This window comes from Pseudomonas bubulae, from assembly GCF_037023725.1.
Lineage (GTDB): Bacteria > Pseudomonadota > Gammaproteobacteria > Pseudomonadales > Pseudomonadaceae > Aquipseudomonas > Aquipseudomonas bubulae.
Map to the genome: position 1 here is coordinate 2281418 of NZ_CP146077.1, position 21167 is coordinate 2302584.

The following is a 21167-nucleotide window of genomic DNA, read 5'->3' on the forward strand; positions in this document are numbered from 1 at the left end:
AGAACTACAGACAGTTATGGTTGTCTTTGAATGCCGCAACAACGCAATGCCCGGTTGTTTAAAGGACGCATTGACTGTTTTGCGCGCTGATTCCAGCGCTTGAAAGCCTCACTTGAGGCAACCGGTTGTCGGGAAACCGACCGGGTGCTGGGCTGTATTCTTTCCGGAGAACGGATGACAAGACCGACGCTATTGATTGCGCTGTGCCTGCTGCTGTTGCCGCTACCGGCACTGGCGCGCCTGACCGGACCTTTACAGGTCGGGCAGCCAAGTCAGGTCCGCGATCTGGCGCAAATCCGCAGCAGTCAGGTGTTGCGGGTGCTGGTCAATCAAAGCCGCAACAGCTCGGGCGAGGTGCAGGGGCAGGCGATTGGCGTTGAATACCATCGTCTGCGTGCGTTTGAACGCTACCTCAACAGCCATGCCCGCGATGGCCAGGAAATAACCCTCAAGATCATCCCTAAAGCCAAGGATCAACTGCTGGGCGCATTGTCCCGGGGTGAAGGCGATGTAGTTGCCCCGGGTGAGTTGATCGATTTCAAGCCCAGCCGCGCCATCAGCGCCAGTGATCCGATCGTCGACGATGTGCCCTTGCTATTGGTGGGGGTCAAGGGCGAGCGGCGCTTTACCCGCCTAGAGCAACTGTCGGGCCGCACCGTGGCGTTGACCACCGGCAGTGCGGCGGGAGCCTCGGTCAATTTGATCAATCAAAAACTGGCCCTGCGCAAACTGCCCCCGGTGAAGATTGAGTGGGTAGATCCGACCCTGGCGGTGGAGGATGTGCTGGAGATGGTGCAGGCCGGGATTTTTCATTTGACCATCGTGGAGCGCCCGATTGCCGAGCGCTGGGCCACGCTGATGCCCAAGCTGCGTTTTGACCGCAAGGTGCTGGTCAGCGAGCCCGAGGCCATGCACTGGTATGTACGCCGTGATGCGTCGATGTTGCGGGCCAGCATCGACCGGTTTCTCGATGGCTACAAGGCCCCGGCCGATCAGGATGTGGCCTTTGAGCGGGTATACCGACGTTTGTACCGGGTGCATTACCCGTTGGCCCGGGCCGATCGCCAGCAGCTTGAAAAACTGCGCCCGGTGTTGCAAAAACATGCCCGGCAACAGGGCATGGACTGGTTGAACCTGGCAGCGCTGGCATTCAAGGAGTCTACCCTCAACCCTGAAGCCAAAGGCAGCGGCGGGGCGACAGGGCTACTCCAGATTACCCCCTCGGCCGCCCGGCGGGTGGGGGTCAACAATATTCAAAATGTCGATAGCAATGTGCAGGCCGGTGCCCGGTATCTGTCGCTGATCCGCCGCAAGTTCTTTGCCAGCCCCAAGCTCAACGAGCGTGAGCGCATGGCGTTTGTGCTGGCGGCTTACAACATGGGGCCGGAGCGGGTGCAGGGCATGCGGGCTGAAGCCAGGCGACGCGGCCTGAACCCCAATCAATGGTTCTTTCAGGTGGAACGTATTGCCATGGAGCAGGTGGGAATGGGGGCTGTCAGCTATGTTAATAGCGTGAATAAATACTATTTGGCCTTTGACCGGGAGCGGGATTCCCTGGAACCGGCAAAAGCTGAACTGGTCACACGCAAATAATCGAATAATTTGATTGTTTTGTCAGGTGTATTCGACTTTTAACATTATAAAAACTGATTAGTATGGCGAGCATTCCCCAACTGATGACCTAAAGGATTCCATCATGAGCAAATTGATCCATACCGTACTGGGCAGCCGCGCAGGTTATGGTTTGACGGTCTTGCGTATTTTCGTCGGTATTATCTTTGCCGCCCACGGTTCGCAAAAACTGTTCGGCTGGTTTGGCGGCGGGGGCCTGGCGGGCACGGCGCAATGGATGGAGAGCATTGGCCTGGCGCCGGGCATGTTGATGGCAGTGCTGGCGGGCGGTACCGAGTTTCTGGGCGGTCTGGCGCTGATTATCGGCTTGCTGGCGCGCCCTGCAGCCCTGGGCCTGTCGTTTACGTTGCTGGTGGCGATCTTCTCGGTGCATATCAGCAATGGCCTGTTTATGGCCAACAACGGCTATGAATTCGCCCTGGCCTTGCTGGGTGGTACCGTGGCAGTGCTGATCGAAGGTGCAGGCAAGTTGTCGATCGATCGTGCACTAGCTGACTGAAAACCCGATGCCAGTGAAAAGGCCCGCCCAGAGCGGGCCTTTTTCGTTCCAGATGATTGTTGACAGTAGTAAGCAGGTTTATCTAGGATGTTTTCTTGCGCCGATTTAAACAGCTACTTGCGGGGCGCCAGAGGGTCACAGACCGTCTAAGAGGCTTGAAACAGGCCTTGAAATACCGCTAAAGCGCTGGTTCGGTGTTGCCTCTCACCTGCCACGCAGAATCTTGAGGCGGAGAACCGATACATGAGTCACCCACGTCCCCTTGTACGTCTTGCGCCGATCTCGGCCAGCCCAACCTTGCGCAACCCAAAAATCCTCCTGGGCGGTAAGCATCAGCCTACGTTGCTGCGCTATCTCGATGGCTGGCCACGCCGCAAAGGGCGGCCTACGGCGTTTCTGATCCAGTTTGTGGAAGAGGGCGATCAACTGGCGCGATTTGCCGCTGACAGTTTTGACCTGGCGGTGATCCAGTCCCCCGATGCTGAAAATGCCGAGCGGGTGATTCACAACCTCACCCGTGTTTGTCGGCAGGGGTTGATAACCCTGCGCTGAGGCTCCAACCCCGTAGCAGCCTCGTTCCTACGGCAGCTGCTACGGATGGGATCAGAAACGCTCCAGCCGGTAAGGGTGCAACTCAGGCAGCGCGTGGGCACTGGTTGCCCCCGCCAACTGCGCGATCAGTTCAGCCGTTACCGCTGCCTGGGTCAGGCCCAAATGCTGATGGCCGAAGGCAAGCAGTACCTTGCCGTCGCACACCCGGTCGATGATCGGCAGTGAGTCCGGCAACGACGGGCGAAAGCCCATCCATGGCGTCGCGTCTTCAGCGCTAAGGTCATGGCGCAACAACCCTTTGCTCAGGCGATGCAGCTGCCAGGCGCGCTCCATGCTCGGCGGCGCTTCCAGGCCGGCAAATTCAACTGTACCCGCCAGCCTCAAGCCATCGCTCATCGGGGTCATGATGAATTTGCGTTCCAGTGAGGTGACGGCAAACGGCAGCCGGTCATGCTCGTGGGGCAGCATCAAGTGGTAACCGCGTTCGGTATCCAGCGGAACGTGCTTGCCGGTCAGGGTTGCGGTGAGTTTGGCCGAGTGGGCGCCGCAGGCGATCACGACCCGGCGGGCGGACACCTGGCCCTGGGCTGTCATCAGAGAAACTCCGGCCTCACTCAGTTGCCCGCCTGTGACCTGTTGCTTGAGAAACTGCACACCGCACTTTCTGGCAGCCTCTACCAGTTCGCAAACCACGCGATAGGGGTCGATAAAGTGCCCCGTGGCCGGAAAAAACAACCCGCCCTGAATCTGCTCGCTCAGTTGCGGCGCTGTCTTGTGTATGGCCCCGGCCTCCCAGAACTCGACCGGTACCTGCTGCTGGCGCATGCGTGCCTGCAGTGCCAGAAGTGGCTGCAGGGACTCGGAACGTTCGTACACCAGCAACGAACCGTCTTCGCGCATCAGGCCCGGGCAGTCAATGCCCTCCAGCAGCCTGTGCCAGGCACCCAGGCTGCTTTCGTTAAGGGCCCGAATACCGGCTACAGTGCGCTGAAAGGGCGCCTTGCGCAGGTTCAGCAGCAGACGCGTGAACCACGGCAGGGCCCGGGGCATATATTTCCAGTCCAGGCGCAGGGGGCCCATCGGGTCCATCAGCATGGCCGGCAAGCGCTTGAGAATCGACAGGTCGGCAATCGGGAACACCTGTTCGGTGGCCAGGTGCCCGGCATTGCCGTATGAGGCGCCATGGCCCGGCTCCTGCGGGTCGATGACCACCACCCGCTGGCCCTGGCGCGCCAGTTGCAGGGCACAGGCGACGCCGATGATTCCGGCGCCGACTACGGCAATGTCAGCTGTATTTCCAGCGAAGTGATCAGGCATTTTCCAGTACTTCTCTGTGGCCATCGAGCAGGCGGCGCAAGTGCAGCGGGTTGGCGTGCTTGAGTGCCGTCGGCAACAGGCTGTCAGGGAAGTCCTGATAGCAGACAGGACGCAGGAAGCGCTGGATGGCCGCAGTGCCAACCGAGGTGGTGCGGGTGTCCGAAGTCGCCGGGAAAGGCCCGCCGTGTACCATCGCGTCGCACACCTCAACCCCCGTTGGCCAGCCATTGACCAGCAAGCGACCAGCCTTGCGTTCCAGGGTCGCAAGCATGGCCCTGGCACTGTCGAGGTCGGCTTCATCCAGTTGCAGGGTGATGGTCAATTGGCCTTCAAGGTGCTCGAGCACCTGGCGGATCTCCTCGTCATCGGCGCATTGCACCACCAGCGCCGCAGCACCAAAGACTTCGGCCTGCAATGCAGGGTCGGCGAGGAAGTCCCCGGCCCGGGTCACAAACAGATGGGCCTGGCACTGGTTGGGTGTCTCCCCCCTCAAGCCTGCAGCGGCCTCTTGAGCACTGTTCAGTTCCTGCAAAGAGCCAATACCGGCTTCATAGGCCTGGAAAATCCCGGGAGTGAGCATCGTCTGGGCTGGACTTTGCTGGACCAGCCGGGCAGCTGTGCTGATAAATCTATCCAGTGCCGGCCCTTGATGGCCGATAACCAGACCCGGGTTGGTGCAAAACTGGCCTGCACCCTGGGTCAGAGATGCAACAAAGCCCTGCGCCAGTGATTCGCCGCGAGCCTGCAGCGCAGCGGGGAACAGCAGTACCGGGTTGATCGAGCTCATCTCCGCATACACCGGGATGGGTTCGGGGCGTGCTGCTGCCACTTTGCACAAAGCCATGCCGCCACTGCGCGAGCCGGTAAAGCCGACTGCCTTGATGCGTGGATCGCTGACCAGGGCAACACCGACTTCACGGCCGGAACCGAACAACAGGGAAAAGACCCCTTCAGGCAGGTTCGATTCTTTCACCGCACGGGCAATCGCATGGCCAACCAGTTCGCTGGTGCCAGGGTGGGCGCTGTGGGCCTTGACCACCACCGAGCAGCCGGCCGCCAGTGCCGAGGCAGTGTCGCCACCCGCCACGGAGAAGGCCAGCGGGAAGTTGCTGGCACCGAATACCGCCACCGGGCCCAGTGGCACCTGGCGTTGGCGCAAATCTGCACGGGGCAGTGGTTGGCGCTCGGGCAGCGCGTTGTCGACCCGCACATCCAGCCATTCTCCAGCGCGTACGGTACGGGCAAAGGTACGCAGTTGCTGGCAGGTACGTGCGCGTTCACCGACGATGCGCGGGCGTGGCAGGCCTGATTCGCTGACGGCGCGGTCAATCAATTCATCGCCAAGGGCTTCGATTTCAGCGGCGATGGTTTCCAGAAAAGTGGCGCGAGTTTCCAGTGAGGTCTCGCGAAAGCTGTCAAAAGCCTCCTGGGCCAGGGTGCACGCCTGCTCGACATGTTCGCTGCCGCCGCCAAGGTAGGCCGGTTCGAGCACAGTGCCGGTGGCGGGATTGATCGCCCGGATCGCTTCGCGGTTACCGGTGATGGCTTGCTGACCGATCAGCATGTTGCCTGTCAGAGTCATGGCGTGTTCCTAAAAATGGGTTGGCTGGAACAAGGCGGCGCACATGATGTGCGCCGCTGTTCAGGGATGCAGGGCTGCGCTGCGGGTCAGGCGACGTTCTGTTCGGCGGACCAGGTTTTGTACCACTGGCGGAACAGGCTGTACTGGTTCTCGGCGTAGTGGCGTTGGGCATCGCTCAGCGCATCGGTGTCGTTGAAGTGCAGGCTGTATTCTGTGTCGCCATTGAGCACCATCAGGTGCTTGTAGTAGAGCACCAGGTCAGTGCCTTCATCGAACGACGAGAGCACCGCCAGGGCGGCTTCCAGCTCGCGGGCCAGGCGACGGGCTTTAGGGTCGCCCTTGGCCGCTTGCTTGCTCAGTGCCACCAGGTGCAGCACTTCGCGAGGCAGGGCGTTGCCGATGCCGGTAATGGCGCCGGTGGCGTTGCAGTTGACGAAGCCATGCACAACCTGGGTGTCGACGCCGACCATCAGGGTCACATCATCGTCTTTGGAAGTGATGTGTTCGGCGGCGTAACGCATGTCGGCAGCACCGCCGAACTCTTTGAAGCCGATCAGGTTCGGGTATTGGCTACGCAGTTCGAAGAACAGGTCGGCGCGGGTGGCGAAGCCGTAGTACGGGCTGTTGTAGATAACCGCCGGTAGCTGTGGAGCGGCTTGCAGGATGGCGGCGAAGTGAGCTTTTTGCGCAGCAGGCGAGGCTGCACGGGACAGCAGGCGTGGAATCACCATCAGGCCCTGGGCGCCAACTTTGGCAGCGTGTGCCGCATGGGACACCGCTTCGCGGCTGTTTACGGCGCCGGTGCCGACGATGGTTGGGATGCCCGCAGCTACCAGGCGTGCCACACCTTCCTGGCGCTCGGCTTCGGTCAGCAAAGGCCAGTCACCCATGGAGCCGCAGTACACCACGGCACTCATGCCGATATCGATCAGTTCGCGGCCCTTGGCCACCAGCGCGTCGAAGTCCGGCTTGCGCTCGGCGGTGCAAGGGGTCATCAGGGCAGGCATGCAACCGGTGAAAATGTTATCGCTCATTGTTCTAACTCCTCGAGTCGTTTATTCGGATGTGTTTACGGCGAAGGGCTTAAATGCCCCACGCGAAAGGATCTTTTTCGTCAATCAGCAGCATGCTGTCGGCAGTCATAAAGGCTTGGCCGGTAATGAACGGGCGAATGCGCTCGCCGTCCCATTGATAACTGCCGACAAACTGGCTGGCGGTGATGCTGGCCTGCACCCAGGGCTGGCCTGGAGCCAGCTTGCCGTCGGCGGCCAGGCACGCCAGCTTGGCGCTGGTGCCGGTGCCACAGGGCGAGCGGTCATAGGCCTTGCCCGGGCACATGACAAAGTTGCGGCTGTCGGCCTTGTCGTCGTCGGCAAACAGTTCGATATGGTCGATCAGGGCACCGTCTTCGCCGTGGATACCCTGTGCCTCAAGGGCCTTGAGCATGGTCCAGGTGTACTCGGTCAGGGCTTCGACATTGTCCAGTTGCAGTGTCTTGCCGTGATCGGAGACCAGGAAGAACCAGTTGCCGCCCCAGGCAATATCGCCCTGCACACGGCCATGCCCCGGCACCTCAACGGCGACCTGCTGGCGGTAGCGGTAGGAGGGCACATTGCCTACGGTGACCTTGCCATCTGGATGCAGGGTGGCGGTGACCGGGCCGACCGGGGTGTCGATCTTGTGCTCGCCGATCTCGATCTGGCCCAGGTGATGCAGGGAGGCGATCAGGCCGATGGTGCCGTGGCCGCACATGCCCAGATAACCGGCATTGTTGAAGAAGATCACCCCGCACGTGGCATCCGCCGACACGGGCTCGCAGTACAGTGCACCGACCAGTACATCGTTGCCTCGGGGCTCCAGCAGGCAGGCCCGGCGCCATTGGTCATGCTGGTCGCGCAGGGTGTCGCGCTGCTCGGCAATGCTGCGCCCGGCCAGTTGCGGGAAGCCTTTGATCACCACGCGGGTAGGTTCGCCGCCGGTATGTGAATCAATGATATGGACTTGCTTCATGAACGTATCCCTTGGAAGAGAACAACGGCTCGGAGGACTACTGTGGTTAACGGTGTCTCAGGATGAAGTCTGGATAAACGCCCCCGTGGCGTGGCTGGCCGGGGTGTTACTGGCAAGTTCCGGGGCTTCTTCGCTGTCCTCGTCGTCTTCCAGCCGGACCAGATGAGCCGGCACGCCGGTGGCCGCGCCCCAGTAATAGATGCCCGTCGCGCAAGCTGCGACGACCAGGGTGTCAAACGGGTGGGCAAGTACGCCCAGGCCGCCGAAAGTGCCGAGTTTGGACAGCACCATGGTTACGGCGTAGAAGCCGATCAGCCACAAAGATGAGCGTACTTGCTGGCCCAGGCTCAGGTGGTTGGTCGGTACGAATCGCGAACACAGCAGGTACACCACGAACATCACGATTTGCAGGCCGAGCAGCCAGGACACGGTGTTCCAGCCTGACCAGTAAACAATCAGCGCAGCGACGATAAATGACAGCGGCCCCATCACTCCCATCCACTTGACCCGGAACGGGCGCGGCATGTCTGGGGCATTGCGGCGCAATGCGGCCACGGACACCGGTGCCACTGCGTAGCTCAGTACCAGGGCGGCAGATACCACGCTGATCAGGGCTTCCCAGGACGGGAAAGGCAGGGTCCAGAACACCGACAGGCCAAAGGTCAGCCACAGCGCCGGGCGCGGGATGCCGGACTTTTCATCGATGCGGGTGAAAATCTTGAAAAACGTGCCGGTTTGCGCCCAGCCATAAATCACCCGCGGTGTGGCATTCATGTAAATGTTGCCGCAGCCGCTTGGCGAGATCACCGCATCAGCCACCACCAGATAAGCCAGCCAGCCCACACCCAGAGCCAGGGCGATGTCGCGATAGGGCAATGCCAGTTCCTTGGTCACGCCGGCCCAGCCGTTGGCCAGCATTTCAGTGGGTACGCCGCCGAGGAAGGCCACTTGCAGCAGCACATAAATCACGGTCGACAACAGGACCGACAGGATCAGGGCAATCGGGATGGTGCGTTGCGGGTTCTTCACTTCACTGGCCACCGAAATGATCGGTGTCAGGCCCAGATAGGCGAAGATAATGCCGCCTGCAGAAACGGCCATCTGCACACCCGACAGGCCGAACGGGGCGAAGCCCTGGGCGTAGAGATTTTCCGGTTTGAAGAAGGTGAACAGCACGCCGATGACCAGCAGCGGCACGATAAATTTGAATACGCTGACCAGGTTATTGGCCATGGCGAAGGTCTTCACGCTTCGGTAGTTGAGCATGAAAAACAGGCACAGCAGGCCGAACTGCAGGAGCCAGCCCAGGATCGAAGGGTCACTGGAGCCGGCCTTGGTCAGCTCGGGGAACCATGCCGCGGCGTATTGGCGGGCGGCGACCACTTCAATTGCCACCAGGCTGGAGAAGGCGATCAGGGTGATAAAGCCCATCAAGTAACCGAGCAACGGGCCATGGGAGTAAACCGGGTAACGAATGACGCCACCGGCGCGCGGCAGGGCAGCGCCCAGCTCGCAGTAAACGATGCCTAGCAACAGCACGGAAAAACCGCCCAGCAGCCAGGAAAAAATCCCAGCCGGGCCAGCGATCGCCGACACATGACTGGCTGCAAACAACCAGCCGGAACCGAAGATGGCACCCAGACCGATAAAGGTCAGGTCCATCAGTGAGAGCTGTTTCTTGAATTTGCCTTTACCTGACATAGCGTCGCCTTTTTGTGAGTTATTGGTTAGGCAGGTGTGATGTCATTTGCCATTGCGCCAATACGGTTGGCGGGTGTGCAATGGCGCTAGATTGAACGTCGGGGAAAGTTTGCGATTGATCTTTTCCATTGAAGCCGATGACGAAATCAGCACAATGCACCCAGGCGGCCGATACCTGGCCAGTGGTGGGAGAGTGAGTTTGATGACGCAGAATGCTTTTGCAATCCTGAGCCAGGGCAGCGAGTTGAGCCGCCCCGAGAGTCTTGAGCAGTTGCTCTCGGGGGTAGCCCTGTTGCTACCGATGCTCGATGCCATCCCCAATGCCGCGATCTTCATCAAGGACAATGCCGCGCGCTATGTACTGGCCAACCGCACCCTGGTCCAGCGCTGCGGCCTCAAGCAGTTGCAACCCCTGCTCGGCAAAACCAGCGCCGAGGTATTCCCCGCGCAGTTGGGGCCGGGCTATACCGAGCAGGATCGCCAGGTGCTGGAGCAGGGGCTGGTGCTAGAGGACCAGCTGGAACTGCATCTGTACGGGACCCGGGAGCCTGGCTGGTGCCTGACCCACAAGCGCCCGCTGTACAATCTCCAGGGCGAGATCATCGGCCTGGCCGGGATCTCCGTGGACTTGCAATCAGCCAGTGATACCCACCCGGCGTACCAGCGGCTGGCGGCAGTGGATGAGCACATTCGCACGCATTTCAACCGCCGCGTTACCCTGGGTGAGTTGACCCGTATTGCCGGAATCTCCGTGGCGCAACTGGAGCGCTACTGCAAGCGTGTGTTTCACCTGACGCCACGGCAGATGATCCAGAAGGTGCGTCTGGAACACGCCCATCGGCTGTTGCTGACCGATATTCCGATTACCCAGGTGGCCCTGCAGTGCGGATACACCGACCACAGCGCATTCACCCGCCAATTCAAGGCATTGACCGGCTTTACCCCGCGCCAGTATCGCCAGGCCACGGCACAGTGAGAGTGTCGCCGCGCTTGTGATTTTTATCAGCGCCTCTATGTATTTCGTCGCGCCGGGGTGCTAAGAGTCTGCCCTGGCCAATGCAACCTGCTGGAGAACGACCGCGAGTGAGTACCAACATCATCACCAGGCAAGGCCATGAAGCCCTGAAGCAGGAGCTTGACTACCTGTGGCGGGAAAAGCGCCCGGATACCACACGCAAGGTGACCTGGGCAGCATCACTGGGTGATCGCAGCGAAAACGCTGACTACCAGTACAACAAGAAGTTGCTGCGCGAGATTGACCGACGGGTGCGCTACCTGCGCAAGCGCCTCGAGGATGTACGGGTGGTTGATTACTCGCCGGAGCAGGAAGGCCGGGTGTTTTTTGGTGCCTGGGTCGAAATTGAAAACGAGGCCGGGGACGTCAAGAAATTCCGCATTGTGGGTTACGACGAAATCTACGGACGCAACGACTACATCTCCATCGACTCACCGATGGCCCGTGCGCTGTTGAAGAAAGAGGTGGGCGACGAGGCAGTGGTGCAGACCCCGAGCGGGGAAGTGCTGTGGTGGATCAACGAGATTTATTACGAGAAAAGCTAGGGTAAAACCTGGGCGGATATTTAGCCGCTGCAGGGTTTAACTGGTGTACCGCGTACATATCCGGCATCTGCGTATAACTGGAATATTGGTTTCGCCCTTACGGCGAGTCACTTTTTCCAGACGCCGAAAAAGTAACCAAAAAGGCTTGCCCCTGGCGTACGGCCTTCGCTGCGCTCAGGTTCCCTCGTTCCGGTCCCGCTCCGTGGGCCCGCCGCCACGGGCCATCCATGGCCCATCGCGGCTCTCCCGGCATCCATGCCGGGAGGCCCACTGCGCAGAACCTCCTCTCGGCCTCCCGATGGGGCGGGTAGATCAAGATCAAAAGCCGTCGAGGCGGCCGACCGGCCGGCCTGTTTGAATGCAGGATTTTCGACCGACATATCTCCCTGTGGGAGCCGGGCTTGCCCGCGATGCAGGCACCTCGTTCTATCTGGAGGAACAAAGTGCTGCCATCGCGGGCAAGCCCGCTCCCATAACAGAGCCGGAAGGAGCCGGCGAACCTTGGCGAATCGGCCGAATGGTAGGGCGAGGACCTTTTGGTTCCTTTTGGGTCCTTTCAAAATGGACTCGCCGTAAGGGCGAAACCAATACTTCAGTTATACGCAAATGCCGGATATGTACGCGGCGTAACAGTTGATTCCCAAAACGACGATCGCAGCCTCGCTGCGCTCGTCAACGCCAGGATTTATAGTGTCTGGCCATATCAACCCTCGCGCAACACCGTCAACGGGCTGGCATTCAGCGCCCTGCGTGTGCCAAACACGCCCGCACCGCCCACCATCACCGCGCCCAGCACCGGCAACAGCAACAACCACGGATGTGGGTGCCACGGCAGGTCAAAGGCAAAGCGGTAAAGCACCAGACTGACCAGTTCGGCCCCCAGCGCCGCCAGCAGGCCGCTGGTGGCGCCCAGCAAGCCGAACTCGATGCGCCGGGCCTTCACCAGCAGTTGCCGCTCGGCCCCCAGCGCGCGCAGCAGGGCGCCCTGGCGAATGCGTTCATCCAGGGTGGATTGCAAGCCGGAAAACAGCACCGCCATGCCCGCCGCCAACACAAACAGCAGCACGTATTCCACAGCAATGGTCACTTGCGCCAGGATGCTGCGCAGTTGCTCCAGCAATGCATCGATAGGCAAGATGGTCACGGCCGGGAAGGTGCGCGACAGTTCGATGATTTCCTTGTCGTGTCCCGGTGCCAGGTAAAAGCTGGTGAGGTAGGTGGCCGGCAAGTCCTGCAAGGTGCCAGGCTGGAAAATCATGAAAAAGTTGGGCTGGAAGTTGTCCCAGTTGATGCTGCGCAAACTGGTGACCCGTGCTTCGCGATTGACACCGGCAATGGTGAAGGTCATCAGGTCGCCCAGCTTCAGCTTGAGGCTTTCGGCGACTTTGGCTTCCACTGAAACGCCCGGCACATCGCCTTCGGGCTTCGGGCCCCACCAGCTACCTGCCGTCAGCTGGTTTTCGGCAGGCAGGTCAGCGGCCCAGGTCAGGCTCAGGTCGCGCTGGATGGCCTTGTCGCCACTGGAGTCCTTGCTGACGATGTCCTGCACCGGTTCGCCATTGATGCTGATCAGACGCCCCGGAATGACCGGGTACAGCGGCGCAGCGCGGGCCTGAAGGGTCATCAGGTGGGCGCCGAAAGCCTCCTTGTCGGCCGGCAGGATATTCAGCGCAAAGTAGTTGGGTGCATCTTTGGGCAACTGGTTTTGCCAGGTGTCGAGCAATTCGCCGCGCAGCAGGGCGATCAGGGCCATCGACAGCAGGATCAGGCCAAAGGCCAGGGCCTGGCCCGCCGCGGCCAGCGGATGGCGCAGCAACTGACCCAGCCCCAGGCGCCAGGGCAGTGAGGCACGGGCCAGCAGGCGGCGCAGACTTTGCAGGCCCAGCAGCAGGATTCCGCCAAGCACCACGGCGGCAATCACGCCACCCCCGAGCAGGGCGAAGGTCAGCACCAGGTCCAGGCTCATGCGCCACATGATCAGCCCCAGTGCCAGCAGCGCCGCGCCGTAGACGGTCCAGGTGCTGGCCGGAATCGGCAGCAAATCGCGGCGCAACACCCGCAGTGGAGGTACGCGGCCCAGTGCCGCGAGCGGCGGCAAGGCGAAACCAGCCAGCGCCACCAGCCCGGTACCCATCCCGGCAATCGCCGGCATCAGGCCGCCGGGCGGTACGTTAGCCGGTAGCAGGTCATGCAACAGGGCGAACAGTCCAAGTTGCGCGAGCCAGCCGAGAAAGGAGCCGGCGAGGCTGGCCAGCAGCCCGAGCACACTCAGTTGCAGGGTAAACAACCAGAGTGTTTCGCGCCGTGACAGGCCGAGGCAACGCAGCAGGGCGCTGGCATCGAAACGCCGATTGGCAAAGCGGGTGGCAGACAACGCTACGGCCACGCCCGCCAGCAGCACCGCCACCAGGCTGGCCATGTTCAGGTAACGCTCGGCCTTGCCCAGCGCACCGCCGATCTGCTGGTTGCCGTCACGGCCGTCCAGGAGGCGCTGGTTGGCGTCCAGGCCAGGCTTGATCACCTGGCGATACGATTCCAGCGCCGGTGCTTCACCGCGCCACAGTTCGCGGTAGGTGACACGGCTGCCCGGTTGTACGATGCCGGTGGCGGCAAGGTCGTCAAGATTGATCAGTACTCGTGGGGTCAGGCTGTAAAGGTTGCCGGCCCGGTCGGGTTCGTAAGTCAGCACGCGGGTGATACGTACGGTTTTTGAACCGACATCGATTTCATCGCCGACCTTCAGGTCCAGCGCGGTCAGCAGTCGGGCTTCGGCCCAGGCCTCACCGGATTTGGGACCGCCCCCAGGCTGTTCTTCGGCATAGGGCTGCGGGGCGCTTTTCAGTTCGCCGCGCAACGGGTAGGCATCGTCTGCCGCCTTGATGCTGGAGAGCTGAATGCCATTGTCGGTGGCAATCACGCTGGCGAATTCGACCACGCGGGCGTGTTCGAGGCCCAGGTCGTTGCCGACCTTGATTTGTTCTTCACGGGCCGGGGCCGTGCCATCAAGCACCAGGTCGGCGCCGAGGAACTCGGTGGCACGCAACAACATCGCGCCATTAAGACGGGCACCGAAGTAGCCGATGGCCGTGCTGGCCGCCACGGCGACCAGCAGGGCGAAGAACAGCACCCGCAGCTCGCCGGCGCGGGCATCGCGCAGTAATTGGCGTACGGCCAGACTCAGCATGCGCAACAGCGGCAGACGTGCCATCAGGGCTCCAGAGGGCCGACCAGATGGCCAGCTTCAAGACGGATCAGGCGCCGGCAACGATGGGCCAGGCGTTCGTCATGGGTCACCAGCACCAGGGTGGTGCCGTTTTCCTTGTTCAGTTCAAAGAGCAGGTCGGTGATGCGCTCGCCAGTGTGGCTGTCCAGGTTGCCGGTAGGTTCATCGGCAAACAGCACGTCGGGATTGGCGGCAAATGCCCGGGCAATGGCGACCCGTTGCTGCTCGCCGCCGGACAGCTGGCGTGGCGAGTGACTCAGGCGCTGGCCCAGGCCGACGCGTTCCAGCAGGTGGCGGGCATGCTCGCGGGCATCCTTGCGACCCTCCAGTTCCAGCGGCAGCATGACGTTTTCCAGGGCATTGAGGCTGTCGAGCAGCTGGAATGACTGGAACACAAAGCCCACGTGTTCGGCCCGCACCCGGGCGCGCTGGTCTTCGTCCAGGGTGCTCAGGGCCCGCCCGGCCAGGATTACTTCGCCCTGGCTGGGCAGGTCGAGGCCGGCGAGCAGGCCCAGCAGCGTCGATTTGCCTGAACCTGAGGCGCCGACAATCGCCAGGCTGTCGCCCTTGCTCAGTTCGAGGCTCAAGGAGTGCAGGATGGTTAACTCGCCTTCCGCGCTGGGAACCACTTTGCTAAGGTTCTGCGCGGTGAGAATACTTTCGCCCATGGAGAATCCAATGCGTGTGTGGTTTTTAAGTGTTGCTCTGGCCCTGATGTGCGTGGCACAGACGGCAACGGCGGGAACTATCTTGATCGTCGGCGATAGTATCAGCGCGGCTTTCGGCCTGGATACCCGTCAGGGATGGGTGTCTTTGCTCGAACAGCGGCTCAGGGAGCAAGGCTACGACGACAAGGTGGTCAATGCTTCGATCAGTGGCGACACCAGCGCCGGAGGGCTGGCGCGGCTTCCTGCGCTGCTTGCAGAGCATAAACCGGATGTAGTGATTGTCGAGCTGGGTGGCAACGATGGCCTGCGCGGGCAGCTCCCTGCGCAATTGAAACAAAATCTTGCAGGAATGATTGATGCCTCGCAGCAGGCGGGTGCCAAGGTGTTGCTGTTGGGGATGCAATTGCCGCCCAATTATGGCGCGCGTTACACCCGGGCTTTTGCTGCGGTGTACAGCGAGCTGGGCAAGGAAAAAAACGTTGCCCTGGTGCCGTTTTTGCTTGAGGGCGTGGGCGGCAAGCCCGAACTGATGCAGGCCGATCGCATCCACCCGGCAGTCGGTGCGCAGGGGCTTTTGCTGGATAATGTGTGGCCGGCGTTAAAACCCCTGCTTTGATGCTTTTCTAGTGGCAGTGTTTCGGCTAAGGTGGCGCCCCCCCGATTTGGAGCCCTCGATGTCGCGTCCTGCCTGGTCTTTATATGCCTATCAACTGATCGAGCCCGATGAGCAGCTCGATCTGTTCGCCTGCCAGGAGGTACGGGTGCATCTGGTGACACGTCAACTGGAGCTGGGAGGCACCATTGACCGCACCTTGTGTGGCTCATTGCTGCCGGCGCAACCGCGTTGGTCGGATGTCACCCGCAAGGTGTTTCAGGACCACCGGTTATGCCCGCTGTGCCGGGCAATCATCGAGTCGCAGCGCCGGGGCACGGAGCCCATCTGGCCAGAGTTGCGCTTTGAACTATGATCTTACCTGTTTGATGCCCTGACCGGCTCACGCTCCCCGTGGGCGCGGTGTACACTCCCTTTTTTTGTCCCCCGTTGATTATGCGAAGGATGTTCCGGATGTTGTCGCGCCTACCTGCAGTTACCCGCTACCTGTCCGTTGCCGCACTTTGTGTTGCGGGTCCCGCGGTCGCGCTTGAATTCCCGCTGCCACCGCCTGGCGAAGATGTCGTTGGCGAAGTGCAGGTGATCAAAGGCAAGTACGAAGATTCCTTTGCCGACCTGGGTAACCAGTACGAGCTGGGCTATTCGGAAATGATCGCTGCCAACCCCGGGGTAGACGCCTGGCTGCCGGTCAAAAAGAACCCGGATGGCACCCTCGTCGATACCGATATCGTGTTGCCGACCCAGTTCATCCTGCCGCCGGGCAAGCGTGAGGGGATCGTGATCAACCTCGCCGAATACCGCCTGTATTATTATCCCAAGGACCAGAACAAGGTTTACACCTTCCCGCTGGGGATTGGCCGCGAAGGTTGGGGATCGCCCCTGGGGCAAACCAAAATCACCGCCAAGACGCCCAATCCGACCTGGACACCGCCGGCTTCGATCAAGGCCGAGCACGCCAAAAATGGTGACCCGCTGCCTAACGTGGTGCCTGCAGGCCCCGATAACCCGCTGGGTCCGTTCAAGTTCACCCTCGGCATGCCGGGCTACCTGATCCACGGCTCCAACGCCAAGTTCGGCATTGGCACGGGCACCAGCCACGGCTGCTTCCGCATGCTTAACCAGAACGTGCTGCAAATGGCGCAGATGGTGCCGGTGGGTACGCCGGTGCGGATCATCAACGAGCCGTACAAAATTGGCGTCAGTGGCGGCAAGGTGTTCCTTGAAGTTCACGAGCCGTTGAACGTGAAGGATGGTTCGTTGCTGGCCGTGAGCGACAAGTCGCACTTGACCCCTGAAGACTTGCAGAACAAGTACGCAGGCTTCATGAACTTCCTGCTCAAGCATCAGGACCTAGAAAACAGCATCCAGATAGACAAGGATCTGGCATTCCCGGTAGTGGGAGCAGAAACCGGCATACCTGCAGTAATCGGCACAACCAATACCGGTATGGCTACTGGCCAGTCGCTGGATTATGTGCAGTAAGCCGTACTGAACAAGCGCAATAAAAAGCCGCCCCGGTTAATACCCCTGGCGGCTTTTTTATTGCCTGTTTAGTGACCGGCAGGCAATAAAAAAGCCGACCTATAAATAGGTCGGCTTGATAACAGTCCCGAAGGACTGTTACTTGCGGCTTGCTTTTTCAAGCATGCGCAGAGCGCGCTCGTTAGCTTCGTCAGCAGTCTGTTGTGCTTTTTGAGCAGCAGCCAGAGCTTCATCAGCTTTACGGTAGGCTTCGTCAGCACGAGCCTGGGAGCGAGCTGCTGCATCTTCAGTTGCAGTCAGACGGGCTTCAGTTTCTTTAGATACGCTGCTGCAACCGGTAGCCAGAACTGCGGCCAATGCCAGAGCAGAGAATTTCAGAACGTTGTTCATCGTGTTCCCCTTCAAGGACTTTCTAATTGAAGCTGTTCCTTCAAAGTGAGGAAACAGCCGGCGTACATAGTACCCATTACTTGTAGTAAGTAAAATGACCTAGCGCAAGAACCAAAAAAAATAATTGGCTGGCAATCTCGGTAGGCTAGCTTTAACAGATTGTGTTTGTAAAACAGTCAGTTTGGAGTGCACGAAGTGGCATCAGAGTGATGGCGCAGCGTGACTTTAAGTGCGGTTGTACGTCATAGCCTCAACCTTCCGGAAAATGTTCAGGGCCGGGTCAAGGATGTCGGGCCGGCGAAACGTTTGGGCGGGCCTGATCTGCTGACAACTGGCTGCCCCGGGAAGTGAACATTTGCACTAGAGTGGCTACTCTCTAATCAGGCCTGCCGGCACATCCCGGGCTGGCAGCGCGTGCGTGATGGCGTAGTAGTTCCCTCGGCGGAAAAACATCAGTAAGGTAGGGGTCACACTACAAGACCCGCGAGGAGCAATGATGAGCGAGGCGTTGTCTATCCACCATGACCAGGCAGGTCACCAGTTTGAGACCACTGTCGACGGTCATCGTGCTTACCTGACCTACATGGATCTGGGCAAGCAGACTCTGGATATCTATCGCACGTTTGTGCCTAACGCCCTGCGTGGTCGGGGTATTGCGGCAGCCTTGACGGAGCAGGCGCTCGATTACGCAGACAAGATGGGCTATGAGGTGATTCCCTCGTGTTCATACGTTGAGCGCTATATGGAACGCCACAAGCGCCCTCAGGCCAATACCTGAAGAACACGCACACAAAAACGCCGGGCATGCCCGGCGTTTTTGTGTGCGTCTGCAACCGTGCGGAACTGGCGCCAAACTATTGTGGGAGCGAGCAAGCCCGCTCCCACATGGGGTGTTAGCCGCGGGTGCGCTTTGGCAACACATCCTTGAGCTTGGCATGCATGCTGCGCAAGGTGGTCTCGGTAGCCGACCAGTCGATGCAGGCATCAGTAATCGACACGCCGTACTGCAAGTCTTCAAGGTTTTTAGGAATTGCCTGGCAGCCCCAGTTCAAGTGACTCTCAACCATCAGGCCGATAATCGACTGGTTGCCCTCGACGATCTGGTTGGCCACGTTTTCCATGACCAGCGGCTGCAGGGCCGGGTCCTTGTTGGAATTGGCGTGGCTGCAATCGACCATGATGTTCGGGGTGATCCTGGCCTTGGTCAGTGCCTGCTCGCAGAGCGCAACGCTGACGGAGTCATAGTTCGGTTTGCCGTTGCCGCCGCGCAATACCACATGACCGTAGGCATTGCCCTTGGTGGTGACGATCGACACGCCGCCTTCCTGGTTGATACCCAGGAAACGATGCGGGCTTGAAACCGACTGCAAGGCATTGATCGCAACCGTCAGACCGCCATCGGTACCGTTCTTGAAGCCTACGGCCGAAGACAGGCCGGACGCCATTTCACGGTGAGTCTGGGACTCAGTGGTGCGTGCGCCGATGGCCGACCAGCTGATGAGGTCCTGCAAGTACTGCGGGGAAATCGGGTCGAGGGCTTCAGTTGCGGTTGGCAGGCCCATTTCGGCCAGGTCCAGCAGCAGCTTGCGACCAATATGCAGACCGTCCTGGATCTTGAACGAGTCGTCCAGATACGGGTCGTTGATAAGGCCTTTCCAGCCCACGGTGGTACGGGGCTTTTCGAAATAAACCCGCATGACCAGATACAGCGTATCGCTGACTTCAGCCGCAAGCACCTTCAGGCGCTCGGCGTATTCATGGGCAGCCTTGAGATCGTGAATCGAGCAAGGCCCGATGACAACGAACAGTCGATGGTCAGTGCCATCCAGGATGTTGCGAATCACCTCGCGCCCTTTGGTCACGGTCCGCAGCGCTGTTTCGCTGAGAGGAATCTCGCGTTTGAGCTGTTCAGGGGTGATCAGGGTTTCGTTGGAGGCAACGTTTAGGTCGTCGATCGGTAAATCAGCCATCGTGTTACTCGTCAGGTCACGGGTGCCGGCCGCCAGCGATCCCCGTGCGGCGGAGCACAGCTTGATTGAGCGCATCGGGGAGCCGAACCTTAACGCGTTATCCGGTAGGTCGACAATGGGCAGGTACAGCTTTAATCCAGCACGGCCTGCGCCATTGCGTGGTCCATGGTGGCTTGCGAGAACTCCACGGCGTGATGAGTGACCCATTCCAGAGCCAGGGCTTGCAGGTCCTGGGGGCAGGGGCTTTGTTGCTGCTGCAGGCGTGAGAAGTGTTCGATCTGACAGACCTGTTCGCCCATTCGCGCGCCAAACAGGGTTTGTTCATCAATCAAGGCAACGCCGATGCGGTAACCCTCCTTGCGCTTTTCGCACCAGGCTATATAGCCCGGATAACGTGCGTTTTCCCCCAGGGTAGGCATGGACATATCAACGGCGGTGCCGCATCGCCAGCTTCTGTCGCTGTTGCATGCCACGCCGCCGAGGCTGATAGAGTGCAGCTTCTGGCGCGGCAGTGAAGGTTGGTTGCGTAGCGTTATCTCAACGGGAATATCATCTGGGTGAGGTAAAAAACGACCCATGAATTCGGACTCCAGGTGCCATTAAATTAGTATTGTCTTATGAGTATAGTGACTGCGATGGAACTGACTGACTTTGATGCCGACCAGCTACTGCTGGCACTTCCCGGCACCTCGCTGGTCATCTTTACCGGTGCGGGCTGTTCGGCGTGCCGGGTGGCCCGGCGCATGCTGCCCGGCATGCAATTGCCCGTTGAACGGTTGTGCTGGATTGATGCCGGGAACAACGGCGGGTTGGTCGAGCGCTACGAAATTTTTCATCTGCCTAGCCTGTTTGTGGTGCACAACGGGGCCTTTTACGGTGAGTTGAAATCGCGCCTGAGCGAAGGTGAGCTGGCACATCATGTTCGGCTGGCCTTGATGCTTGAGCCTGACGAGCTACCGTGAAGCAACGTTTGAACCCGCTTTAGTGCTGTGGAGGCGATATGAGCAAAGGCTTAAAGGGCAAGCTGGTGCTGGCCATTTCTTCTCGGGCCCTGTTCGACTTGAGCGATAGCCATCAGGTGTACCTGGCCCAGGGGATCGAGGCGTACCGGCAATACCAGATCGAACATGAAGATGAAGTACTGGCCCCGGGGGATGCCTTTGCGCTGGTCAAGAAGCTCCTGAGCTTTAATGCCAGCCTTGGCCGGGAGCGGGTCGAGGTGGTGCTGGTCTCGCGTAACAGCGCCGATACCGGGCTGCGGGTGTTCAATTCGATCCAGCATTACGGCCTGAATATTTCCCGGGCAGCGTTCTCGGGCGGGCGCAACCCCCATCCCTATCTCAATGCTTTTGGTTGTGATCTGTTTTTGTCGACCCATGCCGAGGATGTGCGCAGTGCCCTGGATGCGGGTTTTGCAGCAGCAACCATTCTCTCGGGTGGCTCACTGCGTGCCGAAAGCAATGAGCTGCGGATTGCCTTTGACGGTGATGCGGTGCTGTTTTCCGACGAGTCGGAGCGGGTTTTCCAGTCTGGAGGCCTGGAGGCATTTCAGTCCCTTGAGCGCGAATCTGCGCGCAATCCGCTGCGGGGCGGGCCCTTCAAGGGCTTTCTGGAGGCTTTAAACCTGTTGCAACGTGAGTTCCCCGATGACAACTGCCCGATTCGCACTGCGCTGGTCACTGCCCGTTCGGCTCCTGCCCATGAACGGGTGATCCGCACGTTGCGTGACTGGGACATTCGTCTGGATGAATCGCTTTTTCTGGGCGGGCTGGATAAATCGGCCTTTCTCGAAGCCTTTGCTGCGGATGTATTTTTTGATGACCAGGCCGGTCATTGCGAGAGGGCGCGCCAGGTGGTGGCGACCGGCCATGTGCCTCACGGCATCAGCAATGAATCCAGGGATTTCGCCCCCGAATAAGCATTGCCGGCGAGTTGCCGAGCGGAGCATCGCACTTGTCCCGACGCTGC

General features: G+C 60.2%; 21 protein-coding genes. 11 read left to right on the forward strand and 10 right to left on the reverse strand.

What is annotated here, in order from left to right:
- Positions 1 to 174 precede the first annotated feature (174 nt).
- From V6L81_RS10660 to V6L81_RS10670, 3 genes are all read left to right on the forward strand, one after another.
- A complete protein-coding gene (locus V6L81_RS10660; RefSeq protein ID WP_095002160.1) occupies positions 175 to 1593 on the forward strand; it encodes a transglycosylase SLT domain-containing protein in 1419 nt (472 codons plus the stop codon).
- Positions 1594 to 1696: 103 nt separating this feature from the next.
- The gene (locus tag V6L81_RS10665) at positions 1697 to 2131 is read left to right on the forward strand and encodes a DoxX family protein (protein WP_095002159.1); all 435 of its coding nucleotides are present in this window, start codon (positions 1697 to 1699) and stop codon (positions 2129 to 2131) included.
- Between the two features lie 243 nt (positions 2132 to 2374).
- On the forward strand, positions 2375 to 2683 hold the full coding sequence (locus tag V6L81_RS10670) for a hypothetical protein (protein ID WP_095019095.1): 309 nt from the start codon (positions 2375 to 2377) through the stop codon (positions 2681 to 2683).
- Between the two features lie 51 nt (positions 2684 to 2734).
- On the opposite strand, the gene V6L81_RS10675 is transcribed toward V6L81_RS10670, so the two are convergent.
- The 5 genes from V6L81_RS10675 to V6L81_RS10695 all read right to left on the reverse strand — a co-directional run bounded on the left by V6L81_RS10675 (position 2735) and on the right by V6L81_RS10695 (position 9293).
- Complete coding sequence (locus V6L81_RS10675) at positions 2735 to 4000, reverse strand: FAD-dependent oxidoreductase (protein WP_338660672.1); 1266 nt, start codon at positions 3998 to 4000, stop codon at positions 2735 to 2737.
- The gene (locus V6L81_RS10680) at positions 3993 to 5582 is read right to left on the reverse strand and encodes an aldehyde dehydrogenase (NADP(+)) (RefSeq protein WP_095026104.1); all 1590 of its coding nucleotides are present in this window, start codon (positions 5580 to 5582) and stop codon (positions 3993 to 3995) included. Before V6L81_RS10680 ends, V6L81_RS10675 begins: the two co-directional genes overlap by 8 nt.
- Positions 5583 to 5668: 86 nt before the next feature.
- Positions 5669 to 6616, reverse strand: a complete 948-nt coding sequence (locus V6L81_RS10685) for a dihydrodipicolinate synthase family protein (protein ID WP_095002155.1) — start codon at positions 6614 to 6616, stop codon at positions 5669 to 5671.
- 49 nt (positions 6617 to 6665) lie between these two features.
- Positions 6666 to 7592 (reverse strand): 4-hydroxyproline epimerase, encoded by a 927-nt coding sequence (locus tag V6L81_RS10690; RefSeq protein ID WP_240881540.1) that lies wholly within the window; start codon positions 7590 to 7592, stop codon positions 6666 to 6668.
- A 57-nt stretch (positions 7593 to 7649) separates the two neighbouring features.
- On the reverse strand, positions 7650 to 9293 hold the full coding sequence (locus tag V6L81_RS10695; RefSeq protein ID WP_095002153.1) for an APC family permease: 1644 nt from the start codon (positions 9291 to 9293) through the stop codon (positions 7650 to 7652).
- A 202-nt stretch (positions 9294 to 9495) separates the two neighbouring features.
- On the opposite strand from V6L81_RS10695, the gene V6L81_RS10700 reads away from it, so the two are divergent.
- A complete protein-coding gene (locus tag V6L81_RS10700; RefSeq protein ID WP_095002272.1) occupies positions 9496 to 10269 on the forward strand; it encodes an AraC family transcriptional regulator in 774 nt (257 codons plus the stop codon).
- 107 nt (positions 10270 to 10376) lie between these two features.
- Positions 10377 to 10853, forward strand: a complete 477-nt coding sequence (greB, locus tag V6L81_RS10705) for a transcription elongation factor GreB (RefSeq protein ID WP_029611319.1) — start codon at positions 10377 to 10379, stop codon at positions 10851 to 10853.
- A 703-nt stretch (positions 10854 to 11556) separates the two neighbouring features.
- On the opposite strand, the gene V6L81_RS10710 is transcribed toward greB, so the two are convergent.
- Positions 11557 to 14061, reverse strand: coding sequence for an ABC transporter permease (locus V6L81_RS10710; RefSeq protein WP_338660673.1), 2505 nt, complete (start codon positions 14059 to 14061; stop codon positions 11557 to 11559).
- On the reverse strand, positions 14061 to 14744 hold the full coding sequence (locus V6L81_RS10715) for an ABC transporter ATP-binding protein (protein WP_095002151.1): 684 nt from the start codon (positions 14742 to 14744) through the stop codon (positions 14061 to 14063). The genes V6L81_RS10710 and V6L81_RS10715 overlap by 1 nt, the downstream gene beginning before the upstream one ends.
- Positions 14745 to 14754: 10 nt before the next feature.
- Here V6L81_RS10715 and V6L81_RS10720 point away from each other — a divergent pair, with 10 nt between their 5' ends.
- The 3 genes from V6L81_RS10720 (at position 14755) to V6L81_RS10730 (ending at position 16839) form a co-directional block, all read left to right on the forward strand.
- Positions 14755 to 15360, forward strand: a complete 606-nt coding sequence (locus V6L81_RS10720; RefSeq protein WP_095019100.1) for an arylesterase — start codon at positions 14755 to 14757, stop codon at positions 15358 to 15360.
- Positions 15361 to 15418: 58 nt separating this feature from the next.
- Positions 15419 to 15712 carry a hypothetical protein gene (locus V6L81_RS10725; protein ID WP_003446817.1) on the forward strand — a complete coding sequence of 98 codons (294 nt, stop codon included), beginning with the start codon at positions 15419 to 15421 and terminating at the stop codon, positions 15710 to 15712.
- A 98-nt stretch (positions 15713 to 15810) separates the two neighbouring features.
- Positions 15811 to 16839, forward strand: a complete 1029-nt coding sequence (locus V6L81_RS10730; protein WP_095002149.1) for a L,D-transpeptidase family protein — start codon at positions 15811 to 15813, stop codon at positions 16837 to 16839.
- Between the two features lie 138 nt (positions 16840 to 16977).
- Here the strand turns inward: V6L81_RS10730 and oprI are convergent, their stop codons facing one another.
- The gene (gene oprI / locus V6L81_RS10735) at positions 16978 to 17229 is read right to left on the reverse strand and encodes an outer membrane lipoprotei OprI (protein ID WP_003172710.1); all 252 of its coding nucleotides are present in this window, start codon (positions 17227 to 17229) and stop codon (positions 16978 to 16980) included.
- 496 nt (positions 17230 to 17725) lie between these two features.
- Here oprI and V6L81_RS10740 point away from each other — a divergent pair, with 496 nt between their 5' ends.
- Positions 17726 to 18007 carry a GNAT family N-acetyltransferase gene (locus tag V6L81_RS10740; RefSeq protein ID WP_019827604.1) on the forward strand — a complete coding sequence of 94 codons (282 nt, stop codon included), beginning with the start codon at positions 17726 to 17728 and terminating at the stop codon, positions 18005 to 18007.
- Between the two features lie 115 nt (positions 18008 to 18122).
- Here V6L81_RS10740 and V6L81_RS10745 read toward each other — a convergent pair whose 3' ends face one another.
- On the reverse strand, positions 18123 to 19199 hold the full coding sequence (locus V6L81_RS10745) for a 3-deoxy-7-phosphoheptulonate synthase (protein ID WP_095002271.1): 1077 nt from the start codon (positions 19197 to 19199) through the stop codon (positions 18123 to 18125).
- 131 nt (positions 19200 to 19330) lie between these two features.
- Positions 19331 to 19777 carry a PilZ domain-containing protein gene (locus V6L81_RS10750; RefSeq protein WP_095002147.1) on the reverse strand — a complete coding sequence of 149 codons (447 nt, stop codon included), beginning with the start codon at positions 19775 to 19777 and terminating at the stop codon, positions 19331 to 19333.
- Between the two features lie 57 nt (positions 19778 to 19834).
- On the opposite strand from V6L81_RS10750, the gene V6L81_RS10755 reads away from it, so the two are divergent.
- On the forward strand, positions 19835 to 20161 hold the full coding sequence (locus V6L81_RS10755) for a thioredoxin (RefSeq protein WP_095002146.1): 327 nt from the start codon (positions 19835 to 19837) through the stop codon (positions 20159 to 20161).
- A 38-nt stretch (positions 20162 to 20199) separates the two neighbouring features.
- Complete coding sequence (locus V6L81_RS10760) at positions 20200 to 21117, forward strand: 5'-nucleotidase (protein WP_095002145.1); 918 nt, start codon at positions 20200 to 20202, stop codon at positions 21115 to 21117.
- Positions 21118 to 21167: the final 50 nt, after the last annotated feature.